The sequence below is a fragment of the Candidatus Spongiihabitans sp. genome (assembly GCF_965247905.1).
In the GTDB taxonomy this organism is placed as follows: Bacteria; Pseudomonadota; Gammaproteobacteria; order Arenicellales; family Poriferihabitantaceae; genus Spongiihabitans.
Genome location: NZ_OZ252047.1, coordinates 188,593 through 206,469, shown reverse-complemented (window position 1 = coordinate 206,469; position 17,877 = coordinate 188,593). Strand labels below are relative to the sequence as shown.

Below are 17,877 nucleotides of genomic sequence, written 5' to 3'. Positions count from 1 at the left end.
ATTATGTGCCGCGTTTGGCGGTCAAGTGCGTCGCCAGTTTGTCCAAAGCCCCCAGTCTATCGCCTTTTAATGTTATCCGCATTAGCGGACGACCTTTGCGCTGCAACACGGCGTAATCGCCGTCGGCTTGCGCGCGGTGCAAATCAGCGAAACCATATTCGCGCCCGGGGATGGCGATGTCATCCATATCCTGCTCGGTGATCTGGATGAAGCATCCGCCCGCTGGTCCGCCTTTGTGCAACTGCCCGGTGGAGTGCAAATAACGCGGGCCGTAACCCAATGTCGTGGTCAATGCAAAGCGTTGCGCCAACCCGCGGCGCAGCGCTTGCAGTCGGTCGTTGACCGCGTCGAAATTCGGCAGATACGCCAGCACCGCCAAATACCACGCGCCATCGGCGGCGTCGCGGAAATGGTCGAACACCGCCGCCGCGGTGGCGGCATGGTCGTCCGCGCAATCGGCATACACCGCGTAGTGCTGGTTTTCAAATAATCTGCTGAACGCGTGCGCTTCCCGACCGGCCACAAATGCGCGCGTCTGCTGCTTCGCTTGTTCCACATCGGGTTGGTCGAATGGGTTGATTCCCATGATGCTTGCCGCAAGCGCGGTGGCCATTTCCCAGCGCAGAAACTCCCTCCCAAGGTCGTATCGATCACCCAGTTGCCACTGCATATCGGCGGTGGTTTGCCCCTCTTGCGACGCGTCGCCAAGCCCGACATACACGCTGGCTCGATGCTCGGAGCGATGCTCGGAGCGATTATATCCGTGCTCAAGCGCATCGATTCCCGGCTCATCGTACACCGGCAGGATGCCCTGCGCATCTTTGCCGGTGCTTTCCGCAACCAGTTGCTCAATCCAAACCGCCAAGGATTGCAACGGCCGAGCCAGCCGCAGTTCCAAAACAGGTTTGCCCGCGATTGCTCCATTGCCCATCAATCTCGCCAACTGAAGCACTGGATTGCTGGCATCGTCTGATCGACAACTCGCACTAAACGCCCGGGTTTGCGCCAGTAACCGGTTCAGGTCAACGCCCATCAACGCGGCCGGCGCCAAGCCAAAATAGCTCAACGCGGCATAGCGCCCGCCGATGTCGGACGGGTTAACAAAAACACGCGTGAAATTCATGTCAATGGCTTGCCGATGAAGCCGCGAATCTTGATCGGTAATGGCGACCAGATGGTCGCCGGGGCGATTCACCTGCGCTTGCAATCTGGAATGAAAGTAGGCGAATAAATCCGCGGTCTCCACCGTGCCGCCGGATTTGCTGGCGACCATAATCAAAGAGCGCCCAAGATCGACATCAAGCGCATTGATTTGCGCCGGCGATGTGGTGTCCACAACCTGCAGTCGCAGGTAGCCTGATTGACTGCCAAACACCGCCGAAAACACCTCGGCGGCAAGGCTGGAACCGCCCATGCCCAATAAAATAACCTGGTCGAATTGGCCGGACTCGGCGACCTGTCGCGCCCAGTCGCCGAGCGTGCCGACATGCTCCTCCATCCATTCAACCGCATCCAGCCAACCCAGGCGGTTGGCGATGGAATCCGAACTGCAACCGCCGTCCACTTCGGCTTGGTGCCACAGGGACAGGTCTTTTTGCCACAACCGCGTCATCAAATTTTGCCCGGCGGCAGTCAACTTTTTTCCGCCGCGAGTTTTTTCTCCCACAGGTAAGCAGAACGGCAGATGGTCGCGAGGTCGTCGTGGCGCGGCTGCCAGTTTAAGACGCGCTTGATTTTTTCATTGTCGGCGACCAACTCCGGCGGATCGCCGGCGCGGCGCGGCGCGGTCTTCACTGCGAAGTCCACATCGCTCACGGTCTTGACGCAATCAATCACTTCGCGCACGCTGAACCCGCGACCGTAGCCGCAGTTCAGCACGACGCTGTCGCCGCCGCCACGCGCGAGGTAGTCGAGCGCGTCGAGATGCGCGGATGCCAAGTCATCCACATGAATGTAATCGCGCACACAAGTGCCGTCGGGCGTCGGGTAGTCATCGCCGAAAATCGTCATGCGCGGGCGCGCGCCGGTCGAGACTTGGCACGCGACTTTGATTAGATGGGTGGCCTCGGGCGTGGCTTGCCCGAGGGCACCGTCGGCGTGCGCGCCGGCGACGTTGAAGTAGCGCAACGCGACATAATTGAACGACCGCGACGCCGCCGATAAATCGCGCAGCGTCCATTCGGTGATTAACTTGGTCGCGCCATAAGGGTTGATTGGGCGCGGCGCGGCGGCTTCGCTGACCGGGCAAAACTCCGGCGCGCCATACACCGCCGCGCTGGATGAAAATATGAAATGGCGGACGCGGTTGGCGATGCAGGCGTCGATCAAGTTGAGCGAGCCGACCACGTTGTTGCGGTAATACTTGGCGGGATTTTCCAGCGACTCGGGCACGATGATGTGACCGGCGAAGTGCATCACCGCGTCGATGCCGCGCGCGCGGATTATTTCGTCGAGCAACGCGCGGTCGTGGATGTCGCCTTGGTAAAACGCCGCGCCGCCGGGCACCGCCCAGCGATGCCCGGAATACAGGTTATCCAGCACCGCGACTTCGTGCCCGGCCGCGACCAGATGCCATGCGGTGTGCGAGCCGATGTAGCCCGCGCCGCCGGTGACCAGAACGTGATTGCTCAAAATGAATGCTCAGGAAATGCTACGGACACGCGCGGCGACGGTCAACCGCGGGGCGGATTTGCGCGCATCATCCGTGATACGCGCAATGCCCGCCGCCGATGTCACGCGAACGGCGACGGTCGCGGTGATCACCGTGCTGGTGACGATGGCGACAGCGATGGCGTTGCCGCCACCGCCGTCATCCGTCGCGGTCGGCTAACTTCTTTTCTTTATCGAAATAGTCGCTGGTCACCTTAAACACCATCGGCGCCAACAGTAACAGACCAACCAGGTTCGGCACTGCCATCAGCCCGTTGAGCGTGTCGGCTAGATTCCATACGAAATCCACCTTGACATTGGCGAAGCCCAATGCCGCCAGCACCCACAAACCACGGTAAATTATCACCGTTTTTTCTTTAAACAGGTACTGCCAACAACGCTCGCCGTAGTACGACCAGCCCAAAATGGTGGTGAACGCGAAAACCGCCAGTGCGATGGTAACGATATATTGCCCACCGCCGATGGAGTTGGAAAAGGCGGTTGAGGTCAACACCGCACCATTTAGTCCGCTAGTCCACGCGCCAGAGGTTAAAATCACCAATGCCGTCATGGTGCACACAACGAGGGTGTCAATGAACGTACCGAGCATGGCGATGATTCCCTGACGCACCGGGTTGTCGGTTTTGGCAGCAGCATGGGCGATAGCCGCAGAACCGAGGCCAGCTTCATTGGAAAATACACCACGCGCCACACCGAAACGAATGGCAGCAGCCACAGCAGCACCCGCAAATCCACCCGCGGCGGCGGCCGGTTCAAAGGCGTATTTGAAAATCAACCCTATTGCGGCCGGCACTTCAGCAATGTTTATCAGGATGATAACCAGCGACGCACCGACATATAAAACGATCATCGCCGGCACCAACTTACCGGCGACATCACCGATACGCTTGATTCCGCCCAAAATCACAAACCCCACCAGCGCGGCGACAACGATGCCGGTCGCATAAGTGGGAACGTTGAAACTATCATTCAACACCGCCGCCATGGAATTAACCTGCACTGCGTTACCGATACCGAAAGCGGCGATGGCGCCAAACAAGGCAAACAAAAAGCCCAGGCTTTTACCGAGCCCGGGCGCGAACTCGCCGACCCCACGGCTCAAATAATACATCGGCCCGCCGACGTATTTACCGGTTGAATCGACTTCACGATAGGTTACCGCACACACCGCCTCGGCGTATTTGGTCGCCATCCCGAACAGGGCGATGACCCACATATAAAAAATTGCGCCGGGTCCGCCGAGAGCGATGGCAGTTGCCACGCCAGCGATATTACCGGTGCCGACGGTCGCCGATAACGCGGTCATCAGCGCATTAAATGGCTTGACTTCACCCTCGCCGCTGCCATCGTCTTTGGCGAACAGCAGCCGAAACCCGTAAGCGACCTTGCGCCACGGCATAAAAACCAGGCCAAGCGTCAATAGCAATCCGGTAACACCCAACATACCGAGCATCGGAGGCCCCCAGACGAAGGCGTTGATTTGACTGATTAGATTATTTAAATACTCCATACCATCCTCACTTCTGAGATAAAAGGGAGTTCATTATATCCACATGCACGATTAAGCGCAAATAGATTGCCGGTAGTTGCCGATAGTTATTTGAGGAACTTAAATTTTATCAGCGCCGGTGCGTTATAGCGTATTGTTTGTCGCACCCTTCGGCTCAAACCAGTATCCGTTCAGGCCGTCTCGATAGTTTGGCCGATGGTTTAGCTGTTGTTGAGTGTGGTCGAAATTTATAGTCAGCGCACCGCTGTGAGCGGTATCGATCAGGGGAATTTGTCGCAACGCATATCGCTCAGAAATGACTTGATGGGGGTGACCGAATTGATTGAGGTATCCGCTGCTCAATAGCGCCAATTTCGGCTTGACCCGGCTCAAAAATGTTGTCGTTGATGAGGTCTTGCTTCCCTGATGCGGCACCTGCAGTATATCGGCAGCGAGCCGCTCGCCGTGCCTCGCCACCATCATTCTTTCCGCTGGACCTTCTATATCGCCGGTCAGAAGCAACGAGCCGAATCTGGAGCTAATTTTAAGCACGCATGACGCATTATTGCCTTTCGCAAAGTCGTGGTTCAGCGGCCACAGTATTTCGAAGCGAACCCCATCCCAGAGCCATTTCTGCCCACCCAGACATTTTTCCGCAAGTAATGGTGCGCCATCAATTTTATCGGGCACTCCAGCAAGAAAATGATCGATATTAAATACGCTATTGATGGCTCGATAACCGCCGGCATGATCACTGTGTTCATGGCTGATTATCAATTTATCGATATTGCGGATACCACGGGACTTTAGATAAGGCACGACCACCGTCTTGCCCGCATCCATGCCACCATTGAATTTCGGTCCGGTATCGTAAACCAGGGTATGGTTTTGGGTTTCCACTACGCTGGCCAAGCCATGACCGACCTCGAGCATGGTGTATTTGAATGCGCCGTGACCGAGCTTTTCAGGCTGGAAAAAGAGCAGCGGTAAAAACCATAAAACCGCTGTGAATCTTGCCGGAAACGGCGGGCGGAAAAACAGCAAAGCGGCGCCAACAGCAGCCAGCATCAAAGCCCAAATGGGCGCGGACGGGGGTTGCCAGACCGACCAGTTGGCGGCGGCCAGGAACTGCAAAACCGACCAAACATGATCGATGGCAATCAGCACATACTCAAATACCACCAAAGCCAATTCGGGAAACCCCAAAGCAAACAAGCACAAACCGAACAATGCCGCCGGCACCGCGACGAAGCCAATCACGGGAATGGCGACCAAATTCGCCAGCGGCGCGATTAACGACAGTTGATGGAACAGCAGCAATAACAGCGGCGCCATTCCAAAACTCAAGCCCAGTTGGATGGACAGCCACCCTTTGGTTTTTTCGGGAAGCGAGTACTTGTTGCCGGGTCGAGTATTTATGTGGCGAGTGTTTTCGTGGCGGGTATTTTGATTGAGTTTTGTCACGCAACAAATGATCACCGCCACCGCACAGAAAGACAGCCAGAATCCGGTAGCCAGCGGAGTCAGTGGATCGACCAGCAAAACGACACTCAGCGCCAGAATCAACAACTCAAACGGCACCGGCTTTCTTTTTAACAACATCGATATCGCGACTACGGATAACATAACAACCGCGCGCCGGGTGGGGATTGTCATCCCCGCCAGCAAGGCGTAACAACATCCTGCGACCAACCCTGAAATCACCGCAACATTTTGCGCCGGTATTCGGGTTTGCAGTTGCCCGGTCAAGCGCCAAACCCGTGCCGCCACCCACATTACCAACCCGGAAACCAAACCGATATGCAGCCCGGAAATCGCGACCAGGTGGATGGTTCCGGTATTTTGCAAAATACGCCAGTCGGCATCGCTCATCGCGCCCCTTACGCCAACGATCAGGGCGGTCAATATGCCGTGGCGAGGGGCGTCCCGCATATGGATTTGGATAAATGTGCTGATGCGCTCGCGGAATTTTGAAATGGAATATTTATTCAGGCTTGGGTTAAGCAGCCGATTGGACGCTTCGTTGCGAACATACCCGGTCGCACGAATGCGGTGTTCAAACAAATAGGTTTCATAGTTGAATCGACTGCCTGGATTTTGATAGCCGCGCGCTTGCTTCAGGCGCACGGTGAACCGCCAAGCCTGATTCGCCTTGAATACATCGGCGTTGTGGTAGGCTTTTAATCTTATCTTGCCGGGCGAATCATAGGCTTTGCCTTGCCAGGTCAGGGTGTCGACGACAAAATCAAATCGCGAATAGCGCGGCGTTTGCACCGGCACGCCGACTATTTTTCCGCTCACCACCACATCCTGCTTTTCCAATGCGCTATCAATCGTGGTATGCAACAAGTTTGTAGCAGTGAAATTTGTCCAGGCCACACCGAGGGCAAATACAAACACCCACCGCGCCGCGTTCTTCCAATACGCCACAAGCGCACAAAACAGCAAGGCGACCAAGGTTACCCATAGCGGGATTAACGCATCGAGAAAACGATGGCCGATTACGCCACTGGAAAAGGCAAGTAAATATATTGAAGCCGGCAACCGAACGCCACGATCAATCCTCATAGGCAATCCTTTTAATTTCATCCATGAATAGTCGCTAATCATACCACGAGTCTAATCGCAGCAGGTCACAGCAACCGATGCTTTAGTGTCGTTTTGGATTAGCCGGGAAATATGGCGGGAGTGAAAATAATGGGTTCAAGATACTTTAAGCGGTCGATTTCGGATAGATTTCAGCAGATATTGACACCTGTTTTCGTGGCGCATATTGAAGCGAAACTCACACTCTTTCAAAGGAGTCCGGCCTGCGGCGAGAATGACGGGCTGGGGGGACAATGGTGAATCGGAAGGCGATGAGTTCTTTTGAGAAGACAATGGTAAATAAGTGTCACGCAAAGCGTGACACTAAAACGTGCTCTGGCGTAGCCGGACATTTTCTCTCGTGTGCTTTGGCGTCTCAACGCGCCTTTGTCCTCTCAATTCACCATTGTATCCCAACTCGTCATTGCCCGGCTTGTTCCGGGCAATCCAGTGGAATATGCCGTTCGGCGTAGCCGAACTCCTTTGCTTTGATGCCGCGCCGTTCGATGCGAGAATGACGGCAAGGCGATGGTGCTTGTTGCTTGCCGCTAATGTATGCGCGCGTCCCGGCGGCTACGCCACTCTGGATCCCCGCCTGCCGGCGAGAATGACAAATAAGGGGCGTCATTGCCCGGCCCATATTATTATTGGCCGGGCAATCCAGTGGAGTATGCCGTCCGGCGTAGCCGGACTCCTTTGCTTTGATGCCGCCGGTTTGTGTCTGGCAAAGCCGGATGCCAAAAAGAGTCACGCTACGCGTGACAGATATTTAACTGGATTCCCGCCTTCGGCGAGAATGACGGCAGGGAGGGCGGTTTTTTCCGCCTGCCGGCGAGAATGACGGCTGAGAGGGCGGTGCTAAAGCACCGCCGGAAAGGAACAAAACGGGCGATGAATTAGTGAACACATACGCTCGCATTGCCCGGCCATGCGTTGTCTGATTTGAGCATACAATCGGCTGGTCGCCGAGCCAGAGATGCCTGTGATTCGAGCGACTTTGCAAGCCTCGATATCAAGGCAAAACAGCCGTGGAATCGCCCTGAATTTATTCTCCGAAATTCGGCAACGAATGACATGCTTGTTTTTCATTTATAGAACAATTAGTTATGACCATTTCACTATACCTTAAAGTATCTTGAACCAAATAATGCATCGTTACATGGACGTAACTTATTAGAGCAATGCAGGAGCAATTGCCGAGGAGCAATTATTTGCCCTTACATCCATGTCAATCGCCGATTTTTTGCTCCTGCAAAATCGGCATACGACCGCCACGGATGGCGGGAGTGCAAATAATGCAGGAGCAATTATTTGCCCTTACATCCATGTAAATAAAAAAGGGAACTATCAAGGAAAGTTGACAAAATCGAAAGGAATTTGATTAAAGAGTGTTAGGAGTAAATAGAACTGTCCTAATAATTAACACGACATCTGTCCGCTTTTAATTGGTTTATACTCATGACATTGTGAAGCGGATTTACGCAACGTCAGCCTGTATTTGTTCCTCATTCAATAAACAGCCATCTTTTGAATATCGTCCCAGTCGTCTAGGACCATGAAAAATTGAAATCAAGCCATCTAAATGGATCACAACCTTTACTTTGGCTTTGATGTAATGATAGCGATGTTTGTCTTTCGGCAGCTGTAAATTGAGGTTGTTAAATTGCACGCAATTGTCTTTCCTCACCCGGTGCTCATAACGCTGACAAAGGCAATCATCCAGATTAACACCGGCAAGCCGGACAAACGCATTGCCTTGTTCTCTTGCAGGACGGGCAAACTCCTCATTGAAGGCCGGCATGTAATGATGGTTAAGGTATGCATTAGCGGCTTTTATATCGGTGATGCCGTTGAGAGCCAATTCTTGAGGCAAGCGCCCTTGGTGAGTAGCAAAGGCACGTTCAGATCGCCCGCGAGCCTCAGGCGAATAGGCGGCAATCATATCAATGCCTAAGCGTTTAAGGGCAATGCCAAATTGAGTCGGATTGTTTTTATCCACCTTGCCGCCCACCTCTGGTGTATGCCAGTAATGGCTGCCCCGGTCGGAATAGAAAGTACAGAAAATACCTTTAGCCTTGAGTACATCTTTGACACCCAGCAACGAACTGACCGTGCCTTCCTGTTCAACAAAGCGCATGGAATAATGCTCGTTAGTGGCATCATCCATAGTCACAATTAAATCCCAATACACCCCGGGCACCCATAAATGGGCGCTGCCATCTTGATGGATCATCATGCCGGGCAATGCACTGGGGAGCCGTCTAATGCGATGAGGTCCAGGTGATTGACCTTTGGCCACCAAATTAGCTGTTTGAAGTTGGTTTTTAACCCAGCTATAGCTACGTGACCCCTGGTGTTTTCGTTGACGCCAACGATGAAAATGCCTGACATTCCAGCCATTATATCGACTGGAATATAAATCAGTTAATGCCATCACCTCATCAACCGGAGCGCACCGTACTGATAGGGCGTGCAGTCTTTTGTCACACAAGCCTTCTAGCCCTGACTCTTCATAACGGTTGATATACCTGCGAAAACTACGACTGCAGACTCCTAACAAACTGGCTGCCTCCTCTTGGCTTAATCGTTTGCATTGATATCCTTCATAGGCCTCTTCAAATCTCATCTGTTTTAATTCCTCAACAAAGGCTGTCCGGTTCATTTGCCACCCCCAAATAGGATAGAATAAATCCGGACAGTTCACGTGTTAATTATTAGGACAGATAATTTACTCCTAACAGAATTTGATTAAAGAGTTGACAAAACGCCAAAGATAGATTAGGATTATCATACCAAAAAAAGAGGACTACTCATGACCAGAAAAGCAAAAACCATCGGTCTTGTCGGACTGTTAAATTATTTCCCCGACGAGCAAAGCGTAGTAACCTATTTAGAACGGTTGCGCTGGGGCGACACGCCAACCTGCCCGAAATGCGGCTCGGTTGAGCGATTTACTCCACAAAAACAATTGGGCAGATGGTGGTGTAAATCTGGCCGTCATTACTTCACTGCGTGGCATGACACGCCGCTGGAATACGGAAAGATACCGAAACGCAAATGGATTATCGCCGCCTACTTGCTTGTAACAGCGCGAAAAGGAATATCAAGCCTTCAATTATCAAAAGAGTTAGAAATCAGCCAGCAAAGTGCCTGGTATCTGCTTCATCGACTTCGTGAGGCCTGTGCCGGCAAAAACGAAATGCTGGCTGGAGTGGTTGAAATTGATGAAACCTACATCGGTGGCAAACAAAAAAACCGTCATGACAGCAAGCCTCGACACGCCACCGGTGGTCGCGGCAAGCAAGCAGTGTTGGGTATGCGTGAGCGTGGTGGTAAAGTAAAAGCGAAACCGATCGGAGATACCGGTATGGTTACAATGCGCCGGGAAATTGATTCATCAGTGGAAGCCGGGGCGACTATCTACACCGACGAGCATCGCAGTTACGACCGATTGAACACCGCTTACAATCATATGGCGGTCAAACATAGTGCCAAAGAGTTTGTTAATGGAATGGCACATACAAACAGCATTGAAAGCGTTTGGGCGGTATTGAAGCGCGGATATAACGGCGTTTATCATAATTGGAGCGACAAACACACGCACCGATATGTGAATGAATTTACCTTTCGACTCAATGAGGGTAATTGCTCTATTGATACTGGTGACCGAATTGACGCTCTTTTCGGAAGGATGGTCGGCAAAACTATAACCTACGAGGAACTAACACAATGAATTGGGCTAACCAGACAATTTGGACAGGTGATAATTTGCCGATTATGCGTGGAATGAACAGTAATTCGGTAGATTTAATTTATTTAGATCCACCATTCAATTCAAATCATGATTACTCAGCGCCGATAGGCAGCGAAGCCGCTGGCGCGGCGTTCAAGGATACATGGGGTGAAAGACAATGACTATTGTTGTATTAATATTCGAGTTTGCAGATGACTTTGAAACAGATAGATAAGTCCGCTCGCGCTTTGTTAGCAATGCCGAAGCCTCGTGGCAAGGTGCGTCGTGCAAAAAAATCAGATCTCAAACGTCGATTTAAACTTGTGATTCTTAAAGGCAAGCCAACGATGTTGGAAATCAAGTAACCCCTGGGTTTGTCAACTTTCCTTGATAATTCCCATAAAAAAGGCTCCCGAAGGAGCCTTTTTCAGTGTTTTGAAAGCAGCAATTACATCATGCCGCCCATGCCGCCCATACCGCCCATATCAGGCATTGGCGGCGCGGTTTCATCTTTGGGAAGTTCTGCGATCATCGCTTCAGTGGTGATGAGCAATCCAGCAATCGACCCGGCATTTTGCAGCGCGGCCCGGGTAACTTTGGTGGGGTCAAGAATACCCATTTCGATCATATTGCCGAATACACCGGTGCTGGCGTTATAACCGTAGTTGCCTTTGTGCTTGGCCACATCGTTCAAAATGACCGAGGCATCCTCACCGGCATTGCTTACGATCTGCCGCAACGGCTCTTCCAGACACCGCACCACGATTTTGACACCCACGTCCTGATCCTGGTTTTCGCCTTTCACTTTGGAAACTGCGGCAACGCAACGAACCAGAGCGGTGCCGCCACCCGGCACCACGCCTTCTTCAACGGCAGCGCGAGTCGAATGCAACGCATCCTCAACCCGAGCCTTCTTCTCTTTCATTTCAATTTCCGTGGCCGCGCCCACCTTGATTACCGCAACACCGCCAGCGAGCTTAGCGACGCGCTCCTGCATTTTCTCCTTGTCATAATCGGAAGTCGCTTCTTCGATTTGCGCGCGGATTTGATTCACGCGCCCTTCGATTTCGTCTGAGCTGCCGGCGCCATCGATAATGGTGGTGTTTTCCTTGGTGATCTGGATGCGTTTCGCTTCGCCCAAATCATCCAAAGTGGCGCTCTCCAGGCTCATGCCGACTTCCTCCGAGATCACCTGACCGCCGGTAAGAATCGCAATATCCTGCAACATGGATTTACGGCGATCGCCAAACCCCGGGGCTTTCACCGCGCACACCTTGACGATGCCACGGATGTTGTTGACCACCAGAGTAGCCAGCGCTTCGCCGTCGACATCCTCGGCGATAACCATCAACGGGCGGCTTGATTTTGCCACGCCTTCCAGAATCGGCAGCAGGTCGCGGATGTTTGAAATCTTCTTGTCGTAAATCAGGATATACGGCGATTCAAGATCAACCGACATGCTGTCCTGATTATTGATGAAATACGGCGACAGGTAGCCGCGATCAAACTGCATGCCTTCCACGACTTCCAATTCATTTTCCAGCGTGTTGCCTTCTTCGACGGTGATGACGCCTTCTTTTCCGACTTTTGCCATTGATTTTGCAATGATGTTACCGACACTGGTGTCCGCATTAGCAGAGACTGTGCCAACCTGGGCAATTTCTTTATGATCGGTACAAGGCTTGGACAACTTTTGCAGACCGTCAACAGCGGCGATAATCGCTTTGTCGATACCGCGTTTCAGATCCATGGGGTTCATGCCGGCGGCGACGGCTTTCATGCCTTCGCGAACGATACATTGCGCCAGCACGGTCGCGGTGGTGGTGCCGTCGCCGGCAACATCGGAAGTTTTAGAAGCAACTTCCTTGACCATTTGCGCGCCCATGTTTTCGATCTTGTCTTTTAATTCGATTTCTTTGGCGACGGAAACACCGTCTTTAGTCATGGTGGGTGCACCAAATGATTTGTCGAGTACAACGTTTCGGCCTTTCGGGCCGAGGGTAATTCTTACGGCGTCAGCCAGGGTATTGATGCCCCGAAGCATGCGTGCGCGTGCGCTTTCGCCAAATACGACTTCTTTAGCAGCCATCTTAATATGTCCTCAGTGATAATTGTTCTGTAATGGATTAGCTTTCGATAACGCCCATGATGTCGTCTTCACGCATCACAAGCACTTCTTCGCCTTCAACTTTGACTTCGGTGCCGGAATATTTTCCAAACAGCACTTTGTCGCCGACTTTGACATCGAGACCACGTTGATCGCCATTGTCCAGCACCTTGCCGTTGCCGACTGCCAGGACTTCGCCTTGCATCGGTTTCTCGGCCGCGGAATCGGGAATGACAATGCCCCCTGGGCTGGTTCGCTCGTCTTCGACTCTTCGCACGACGACGCGATCATGAAGCGGACGGATATTCATACGCTAGTTTCTCCTATAAATAATTGAAATAAAAACTTGATTATTGAGTGTTTTCAATGGCCATGCGCCTTATTGTTAGCACTCGCCTTCGATGAGTGCTAATGATAGTGTCAAAGAAAAAAAAATCAATAGGGAAACACCGATTTTTTTGAATAACCGCGAAAACGACCGCCATGGACGGTGGAAGTGCAAATAATGCAGGAGCAATTATTTGCCGACCGTGCCGATGGCGGAACGATTTTGCAGGAGCCATTACCGATGAGCTAAAAATCGGCGATCCGCCCGTCACCATCCGCCGCGCCATTACGCGGCGGCGCATCCGCACGCGCGAAATCCTCACTCCTCGCTCAGTCGAATGATTTCCTTATGCAGCGCGACTGATGACAATGCTTCGGCAAGTATGCCAGTCTGGCTCATGTGACCGATGACGATGCGCTCGGCGACCGACAGCATGAACGCGTTGCGGTGGCGGGAAGTGCCGGCGGTGATGCGCGACACAGATGCAGGGAAGGGGCTTGTTACCAGCAATTTGCCATCATCAATCGCTTGTTTGACGGCGACCGGATACCGCTTCGGCAGGCCGCGGGCGGTAGCAAGGATGATCGGCTGGTCGCCTTTGATCAGAATGTCCAGCAGGTCCCGCTCAAGCCGGGAATGGAAACCAGACATCACACATTCCCCGGCATCGCGCATCGCCTTCGCCCAGTCATAGATAGGCAACACCGCCCTGGCGGGGTATTTGCGCGAACACAGGAAAGCGGTTTTGCGGCGCTCGGCAATAGCAATATCGCCGAATGTGAAAACGGCGGCGTTCCATCCGTGGAACTGTAAAGTCGGCATCAGCGTTTAATGTTTTGCAGAAACTCGACGAGTTCGTGAACCCTGGTGGATGGGTTGTCGGTATCGGCACTTTCAGCCGCACTTAACGCACGTGCCGCGTTGGTTTTTGCGGTCTCCATTTTATCTATTAAAGTGGAAAACATATCTCTGCTGGTTTTTGCATAGTCTGGTAAATGTTTCTGCAGATCAGATATAAGATTGTCCGCCGCGCTTTTACTACCCGTCTCTGTATATGGCTGAGTGCTGTATGCGTAATGTAACAAAAACCAGTATTCAAAAGCGGGTATTGATGTTATGGCAAAGAAAGTATTCTGGCGGCTCATGTTGCGCAATCTGTCCAAAGTATTTTGGTAAGCGGGATGACTGTCTTTATCAAACACACAAAACACTTTGTCAAACGCATTGCCCTTTTTCTTCTCTTCGTTGTATCGACTGTTGGCCAAGTCAACAACATTTTTTGGGCTTGAACCGCATTTACCTGTGATTTCTACATTGGCACTGCTGATTTTATAATGGCGAATGAGTTCGTTGAAATAATTTGGCTCCGTCTCCGCCCCTTCGCACACAATCAAGACCCTGCTATAAGACTCTCGTGTGTTTCGGAGGCGCGCCAGATTTTCAACCGATCGTTCCTTTCGTTTGTGGAATAAATTATCTGTACCCATTTTTATCCTTGCACCTTTTCAATATAAGGCACGGCACCATATCTGCCGGACAAATACATCATTTCCAGATTCTCTCGTCCTTTGCGCGGGCGGAAATCACTCAGAGGATAAATCCGGGTTGCCTGAAACTTGTCTTTTTCACAAAACCAAATTTGGTCGCGGCGTAGCACCTCCTGTTTGAGGATAGAAGTTTCATGGGTGGTAAAAATCAGTTGTGCATTATTGGGATTGGCCTTTTTGTTGTTAAACAAATTCACTAAAAGTTCCACCAATTTTGGGTGCAGGCTGCCGTGCAGTTCATCCACGAACAGCACCTCACCGTTTGCCAAAACATCAATCCAGGGACCTGCAAATGAAAAAAACTTTTGAGTGCCATCTGATTCATCCTCAATATCAAATGCAATGGGCTTTCCTTCGGCATCACGACGAACCATCTGAATCTGATAAAGATCCTCGATTTCCAGTGCCTTGGCAACTTCTTCTCTTGCGGTTTTTGATAAGGTTTTAGGTAATTTTTCTCGGTCAAAGGATTCTTTTTTTACTTGAACGCCATCAATACTTAAATCCGCAGTACGCAAAAAATTCATAATCACTTCTTGTCCCTTTTGTGTATCACAAAACGATGCGCTGAAATTGGGAGTCAATCCTGAAGCGCTAACTCTGTGTAGTTTCCCTTGAAACCAATCAAAAACCGGCTGTAGTTGTTGGCTATTGAGTTGTATTGCAGTGGAAAGAAACAAAGCATCGTCACGGGTTGATTTTTGCCATAGATTTTTTCCTCCAACCAGAGATGCCCCTAAACTCCACTCATGCTTCTTGTTTTTCTCATCCCATTCTCGGTTAAACCAATGCTGCGGACGATTTTTTGGATAGGCAAGCAACCATTCATCCACGATGCGCTCAGGGGTAGCCGAAAACCCGTATTGATAGCGCACCCCCTCAGCAATAAAAATTGCCTCAAATTCAGAGGGGGCATTTCGTGTTGCGGGGTCCAACTTGAAAGGCATCACTGGTAGCAAGTCTCCTCGATGCTGTTGTCTGGCGGAGTACAGTACAATGGTTTCCATTTCTTCGAGAGCCTTCAGAAGATTGGATTTGCCCGCAGCATTGGCACCATAAATTGCCACGGAAGGCAGCAATTTAATGCCAGAACCGCCGCCCGAAGGAGACGCATCCAAAATCTGGGTATCCGCAACCTCCTTGCCTTTTGACGCAACCAGACTGAGCGTTTGGCGGTCTTTGATGGACTTGAAGTTGGTGACGCTGAATTCGACTAACACTGGTTATATCCTCATTTAATGGTGAATTTTGACAAAATATGTCGAAATAAGCCATATAAACGAGTCTTTGTCAAGTTTTGGTGTCATTCAAAGTTGGGATATCCATAATCCAGCGACAGAAAACCCGGTGGATTCAGGCGCATATTTACAGGTTCATGGTTTTTTGATAGCGAGCAAACCTCACTCTTCGCTCAGGCGAATAACTTCTTTATGCGCAACAGATGACAACGCTTCAGCGAGTGCGCCAGACTGACTCATGTGACCGATGACGATGCGGTTGGCGACCGACAGCATAAAAGCGTTGCGGTGGCGAGAAGTATCGGCGGTGATGCGCGACACAGATGCGGGGAAGGGACTCGTCACCAGTAACCGGCCGTCATCAATCGCTTTTTTGACCGCGGCCGGATACTGCTTCGGCAAACCGCGTGCGGCGGCGAGAATGATCGGTTGGTTGCCTTGGAGCAAAATATCCAACACATCGCGCTCAAGCCGGGAATGGAAACCGGACATCACGCATTCCCCGTTTTCGCGTGTCGCTTTCGCCCAGTCGTAGACCGGCAACACCGCCCTGGCGGGATAGTTGCGCGAACACAAAAAGGCGGTTTTGTGGTGCTCGGCAATATCAACATCACCGAGCGTAAAAATGGAGTCACTCCATCCGTGGAGATGTAAGGTTTGCATCCTTGCTATAAGTCAGTTTCCCAACCATCAAATCGGCGCGCCGGACTACTCCTTACCCGTGGGCATGCCACGCCTTTCCTCGCCCTTTTCCCATTCTCGTGCGACATCGTAGCGTGTGCGTTGCCCCACTTGTTTGATATGCCCTTTGCCCCATCCCCGTTTGCTCTGATGTTCCACCTCGCGCCGGTCAATATCATTGGTGAGGCCAGCATAGACAATTTTGTTGCCTATCTTGAAATAATATCTGTAGGTGTCTCTATAGGTTGGCATGGTCTTTTCCTTCAAAAGAGATCAATTTTCCTCAATTGAGAAGTGCCAGCCCCCGGTTATAAACCGAGAGCACTAAAAGGTATGGGTTGTCGTCGTCTCGGTTTTTGCGGTTCGGGTTCTTTGGGACCGGTGTTAATCCCAGCGGCTTCAAGCTCCGCCTTTACTTTTAGCCATTCGCGATAGTTGCGCAAATCCAATCCTGAGTTTTTTTCAATGTTCTCAATAACCCGTGCTTTGTCGGATGTGGAGTGTTTCATGATAATCCTCGTAGTTAAATTTTGCCGTGTATGTAGCATTGACAGAGTTGTATTATAGGGTTCACGGATAACTTCTGGTTTGGACGAGTGTAAACTGATTCTGAATACAATACTCTCTTGAAGGCCAAAAATATTGCCAGATTATGTCTCTGAAGTTGGGATTGTTGCTGTAATCATCAATTTTCAACTTTAGGTCTCTTTCCAAAACATCCTTGTGGATGCCATGTCCGTGACTATACCACCTTTCATGGTCATTTAGTTTGTTGGCAATTTCCTCGGCACGTTGTTGCTTTATTCTCGGTTCCACTGAAACACCGTCCTTAACCCAATCTTTGAATTTGTATGTGGACAGCCATTCCTGGATAAGTGATTTGGATAATTCTGCTGCCAATTCAATTTGATCGAGTTGCGCTAAATCCAATTTATCCAGAAGAGCAAATTCTGCCGCCGCCAATCCAGTATTAGCAGATTTCTTCACAAGGCGGTCGTATTGACGACGATACGAAAGCGCGGACACCATTCGGTCACCGCTTGGAATTTGCGGGTCAATAGGTCCTAGGCAGGAAAAATAATCCATGTAGATTGCATCGCCAGACATCGCCAGCACGGTGCCCGCTGACCTAGCACGGTTCGGAATGACAAAATGGACGACTTCGTAAAAATTTCTAAGCGTCTTAACGATTCTTTGCACCACTTCCACCAAACCACCTGGAGTGTCCAATATAACGAGCAATGCTTTTTTACTGGGAGGTAATCTCTCCAGCGCTATACGCACGGGAATATCAACTCCATATTCAATGGGTCCCAGTATGGCGAGAACGTCTTTTTTTGTTTCTTCTTCTATGACGTTGAGTCGGTATTTTAGCCAATTTCGGGAAATCTGATCCAACGAAGTCGGTTCTAGTGCCGGGCGAATTGATTCTTCTTCAGCCATTTCAAAAATACTCGTGAGTTGTTATTACCAATGCGTATTATGGGTGCAGTTCGTA

At 51.2% G+C, this 17,877-nt stretch carries 20 protein-coding genes and 1 pseudogene; 6 read left to right on the top strand and 15 right to left on the bottom strand.

The window, feature by feature from the left end:
* Position 1: 1 nt before the first annotated feature.
* Positions 2-1,612, bottom strand: a complete 1,611-nt coding sequence (locus ACP158_RS01155; protein WP_424947174.1) for a hypothetical protein — start codon at positions 1,610-1,612, stop codon at positions 2-4.
* Between the two features lie 20 nt (positions 1,613-1,632).
* Positions 1,633-2,631 (bottom strand): UDP-glucose 4-epimerase GalE, encoded by a 999-nt coding sequence (gene galE, locus ACP158_RS01150; protein ID WP_424947173.1) that lies wholly within the window; start codon positions 2,629-2,631, stop codon positions 1,633-1,635.
* Between galE and ACP158_RS01145 the strand changes: the two genes are divergently transcribed.
* Positions 2,624-2,830: a hypothetical protein gene (locus tag ACP158_RS01145; RefSeq protein ID WP_424947172.1), complete on the top strand. Its 207-nt coding sequence runs from the start codon at positions 2,624-2,626 to the stop codon at positions 2,828-2,830. The genes galE and ACP158_RS01145 overlap by 8 nt on opposite strands.
* On the opposite strand, the gene ACP158_RS01140 is transcribed toward ACP158_RS01145, so the two are convergent.
* Both ACP158_RS01140 and ACP158_RS01135 read right to left on the bottom strand, forming a co-directional pair.
* Entirely contained in the window at positions 2,810-4,180 is a 1,371-nt protein-coding gene (locus ACP158_RS01140; RefSeq protein ID WP_424947171.1) for an alanine/glycine:cation symporter family protein, read from the bottom strand. The genes ACP158_RS01145 and ACP158_RS01140 overlap by 21 nt on opposite strands.
* A 123-nt stretch (positions 4,181-4,303) precedes the next feature.
* Positions 4,304-6,727: a DNA internalization-related competence protein ComEC/Rec2 gene (locus ACP158_RS01135; protein ID WP_424947170.1), complete on the bottom strand. Its 2,424-nt coding sequence runs from the start codon at positions 6,725-6,727 to the stop codon at positions 4,304-4,306.
* A 311-nt stretch (positions 6,728-7,038) separates the two neighbouring features.
* Here ACP158_RS01135 and ACP158_RS01130 point away from each other — a divergent pair, with 311 nt between their 5' ends.
* Positions 7,039-7,218 carry a hypothetical protein gene (locus ACP158_RS01130; RefSeq protein WP_424947169.1) on the top strand — a complete coding sequence of 60 codons (180 nt, stop codon included), beginning with the start codon at positions 7,039-7,041 and terminating at the stop codon, positions 7,216-7,218.
* Complete coding sequence (locus ACP158_RS01125) at positions 7,170-7,586, top strand: hypothetical protein (RefSeq protein ID WP_424947168.1); 417 nt, start codon at positions 7,170-7,172, stop codon at positions 7,584-7,586. Before ACP158_RS01130 ends, ACP158_RS01125 begins: the two co-directional genes overlap by 49 nt.
* Before the next feature lie 145 nt (positions 7,587-7,731).
* On the opposite strand, the pseudogene ACP158_RS01120 reads toward ACP158_RS01125, so the two are convergent.
* Positions 7,732-7,834, bottom strand: a pseudogene (locus ACP158_RS01120) (IS1595 family transposase); the annotation flags it as partial.
* Between the two features lie 388 nt (positions 7,835-8,222).
* On the bottom strand, positions 8,223-9,407 hold the full coding sequence (locus tag ACP158_RS01115) for an ISNCY family transposase (RefSeq protein ID WP_424947167.1): 1,185 nt from the start codon (positions 9,405-9,407) through the stop codon (positions 8,223-8,225).
* 150 nt (positions 9,408-9,557) lie between these two features.
* Between ACP158_RS01115 and ACP158_RS01110 the strand changes: the two genes are divergently transcribed.
* The 3 genes from ACP158_RS01110 to ACP158_RS01100 are packed head-to-tail and all read left to right on the top strand — an operon-like array spanning position 9,558 to position 10,843.
* Positions 9,558-10,478, top strand: coding sequence for an IS1595 family transposase (locus ACP158_RS01110; RefSeq protein WP_424945610.1), 921 nt, complete (start codon positions 9,558-9,560; stop codon positions 10,476-10,478).
* Positions 10,475-10,660 (top strand): hypothetical protein, encoded by a 186-nt coding sequence (locus ACP158_RS01105; RefSeq protein ID WP_424945611.1) that lies wholly within the window; start codon positions 10,475-10,477, stop codon positions 10,658-10,660. Before ACP158_RS01110 ends, ACP158_RS01105 begins: the two co-directional genes overlap by 4 nt.
* 36 nt (positions 10,661-10,696) lie before the next feature.
* Positions 10,697-10,843: a hypothetical protein gene (locus tag ACP158_RS01100; protein ID WP_424945612.1), complete on the top strand. Its 147-nt coding sequence runs from the start codon at positions 10,697-10,699 to the stop codon at positions 10,841-10,843.
* Between the two features lie 83 nt (positions 10,844-10,926).
* Here ACP158_RS01100 and groL read toward each other — a convergent pair whose 3' ends face one another.
* From groL to ACP158_RS01055, 9 genes are all read right to left on the bottom strand, one after another.
* Positions 10,927-12,567 (bottom strand): chaperonin GroEL, encoded by a 1,641-nt coding sequence (groL, locus tag ACP158_RS01095; RefSeq protein ID WP_424947166.1) that lies wholly within the window; start codon positions 12,565-12,567, stop codon positions 10,927-10,929.
* Between the two features lie 37 nt (positions 12,568-12,604).
* Positions 12,605-12,895 carry a co-chaperone GroES gene (groES, locus tag ACP158_RS01090; RefSeq protein ID WP_424947165.1) on the bottom strand — a complete coding sequence of 97 codons (291 nt, stop codon included), beginning with the start codon at positions 12,893-12,895 and terminating at the stop codon, positions 12,605-12,607.
* A 336-nt stretch (positions 12,896-13,231) separates the two neighbouring features.
* Positions 13,232-13,735 carry a DNA-binding protein gene (locus ACP158_RS01085; protein WP_424947164.1) on the bottom strand — a complete coding sequence of 168 codons (504 nt, stop codon included), beginning with the start codon at positions 13,733-13,735 and terminating at the stop codon, positions 13,232-13,234.
* Entirely contained in the window at positions 13,735-14,400 is a 666-nt protein-coding gene (locus tag ACP158_RS01080; RefSeq protein ID WP_424947163.1) for an RloB family protein, read from the bottom strand. The genes ACP158_RS01085 and ACP158_RS01080 overlap by 1 nt, the downstream gene beginning before the upstream one ends.
* Before the next feature lie 2 nt (positions 14,401-14,402).
* Positions 14,403-15,680, bottom strand: coding sequence for an AAA family ATPase (locus tag ACP158_RS01075; protein WP_424947162.1), 1,278 nt, complete (start codon positions 15,678-15,680; stop codon positions 14,403-14,405).
* Positions 15,681-15,860: 180 nt separating this feature from the next.
* On the bottom strand, positions 15,861-16,361 hold the full coding sequence (locus ACP158_RS01070) for a DNA-binding protein (RefSeq protein ID WP_424947161.1): 501 nt from the start codon (positions 16,359-16,361) through the stop codon (positions 15,861-15,863).
* A gap of 45 nt (positions 16,362-16,406) precedes the next feature.
* The gene (locus tag ACP158_RS01065) at positions 16,407-16,631 is read right to left on the bottom strand and encodes a hypothetical protein (RefSeq protein ID WP_424947160.1); all 225 of its coding nucleotides are present in this window, start codon (positions 16,629-16,631) and stop codon (positions 16,407-16,409) included.
* Between the two features lie 56 nt (positions 16,632-16,687).
* Positions 16,688-16,888, bottom strand: coding sequence for a hypothetical protein (locus tag ACP158_RS01060; protein WP_424947159.1), 201 nt, complete (start codon positions 16,886-16,888; stop codon positions 16,688-16,690).
* 61 nt (positions 16,889-16,949) lie between these two features.
* Entirely contained in the window at positions 16,950-17,822 is an 873-nt protein-coding gene (locus tag ACP158_RS01055; RefSeq protein WP_424947158.1) for an SDH family Clp fold serine proteinase, read from the bottom strand.
* Positions 17,823-17,877: the final 55 nt, after the last annotated feature.

Bases quoted from the DNA above. Each gene is read 5' to 3' on its own strand.
- ACP158_RS01155 (WP_424947174.1), bottom strand. From the start codon at position 1,612: ATGACGCGGTTGTGGCAAAAAGACCTGTCCCTGTGGCACCAAGCCGAA.
- ACP158_RS01140 (WP_424947171.1), bottom strand. From the start codon at position 4,180: ATGGAGTATTTAAATAATCTAATCAGTCAAATCAACGCCTTCGTCTGG.
- ACP158_RS01135 (WP_424947170.1), bottom strand. From the start codon at position 6,727: ATGAGGATTGATCGTGGCGTTCGGTTGCCGGCTTCAATATATTTACTT.
- ACP158_RS01130 (WP_424947169.1), top strand. From the start codon at position 7,039: ATGGTAAATAAGTGTCACGCAAAGCGTGACACTAAAACGTGCTCTGGC.
- ACP158_RS01115 (WP_424947167.1), bottom strand. From the start codon at position 9,407: ATGAACCGGACAGCCTTTGTTGAGGAATTAAAACAGATGAGATTTGAA.
- ACP158_RS01110 (WP_424945610.1), top strand. From the start codon at position 9,558: ATGACCAGAAAAGCAAAAACCATCGGTCTTGTCGGACTGTTAAATTAT.
- ACP158_RS01105 (WP_424945611.1), top strand. From the start codon at position 10,475: ATGAATTGGGCTAACCAGACAATTTGGACAGGTGATAATTTGCCGATT.
- groL (WP_424947166.1), bottom strand. From the start codon at position 12,567: ATGGCTGCTAAAGAAGTCGTATTTGGCGAAAGCGCACGCGCACGCATG.
- groES (WP_424947165.1), bottom strand. From the start codon at position 12,895: ATGAATATCCGTCCGCTTCATGATCGCGTCGTCGTGCGAAGAGTCGAA.
- ACP158_RS01085 (WP_424947164.1), bottom strand. From the start codon at position 13,735: ATGCCGACTTTACAGTTCCACGGATGGAACGCCGCCGTTTTCACATTC.
- ACP158_RS01080 (WP_424947163.1), bottom strand. From the start codon at position 14,400: ATGGGTACAGATAATTTATTCCACAAACGAAAGGAACGATCGGTTGAA.
- ACP158_RS01070 (WP_424947161.1), bottom strand. From the start codon at position 16,361: ATGCAAACCTTACATCTCCACGGATGGAGTGACTCCATTTTTACGCTC.
- ACP158_RS01065 (WP_424947160.1), bottom strand. From the start codon at position 16,631: ATGCCAACCTATAGAGACACCTACAGATATTATTTCAAGATAGGCAAC.
- ACP158_RS01060 (WP_424947159.1), bottom strand. From the start codon at position 16,888: ATGAAACACTCCACATCCGACAAAGCACGGGTTATTGAGAACATTGAA.
- ACP158_RS01055 (WP_424947158.1), bottom strand. From the start codon at position 17,822: ATGGCTGAAGAAGAATCAATTCGCCCGGCACTAGAACCGACTTCGTTG.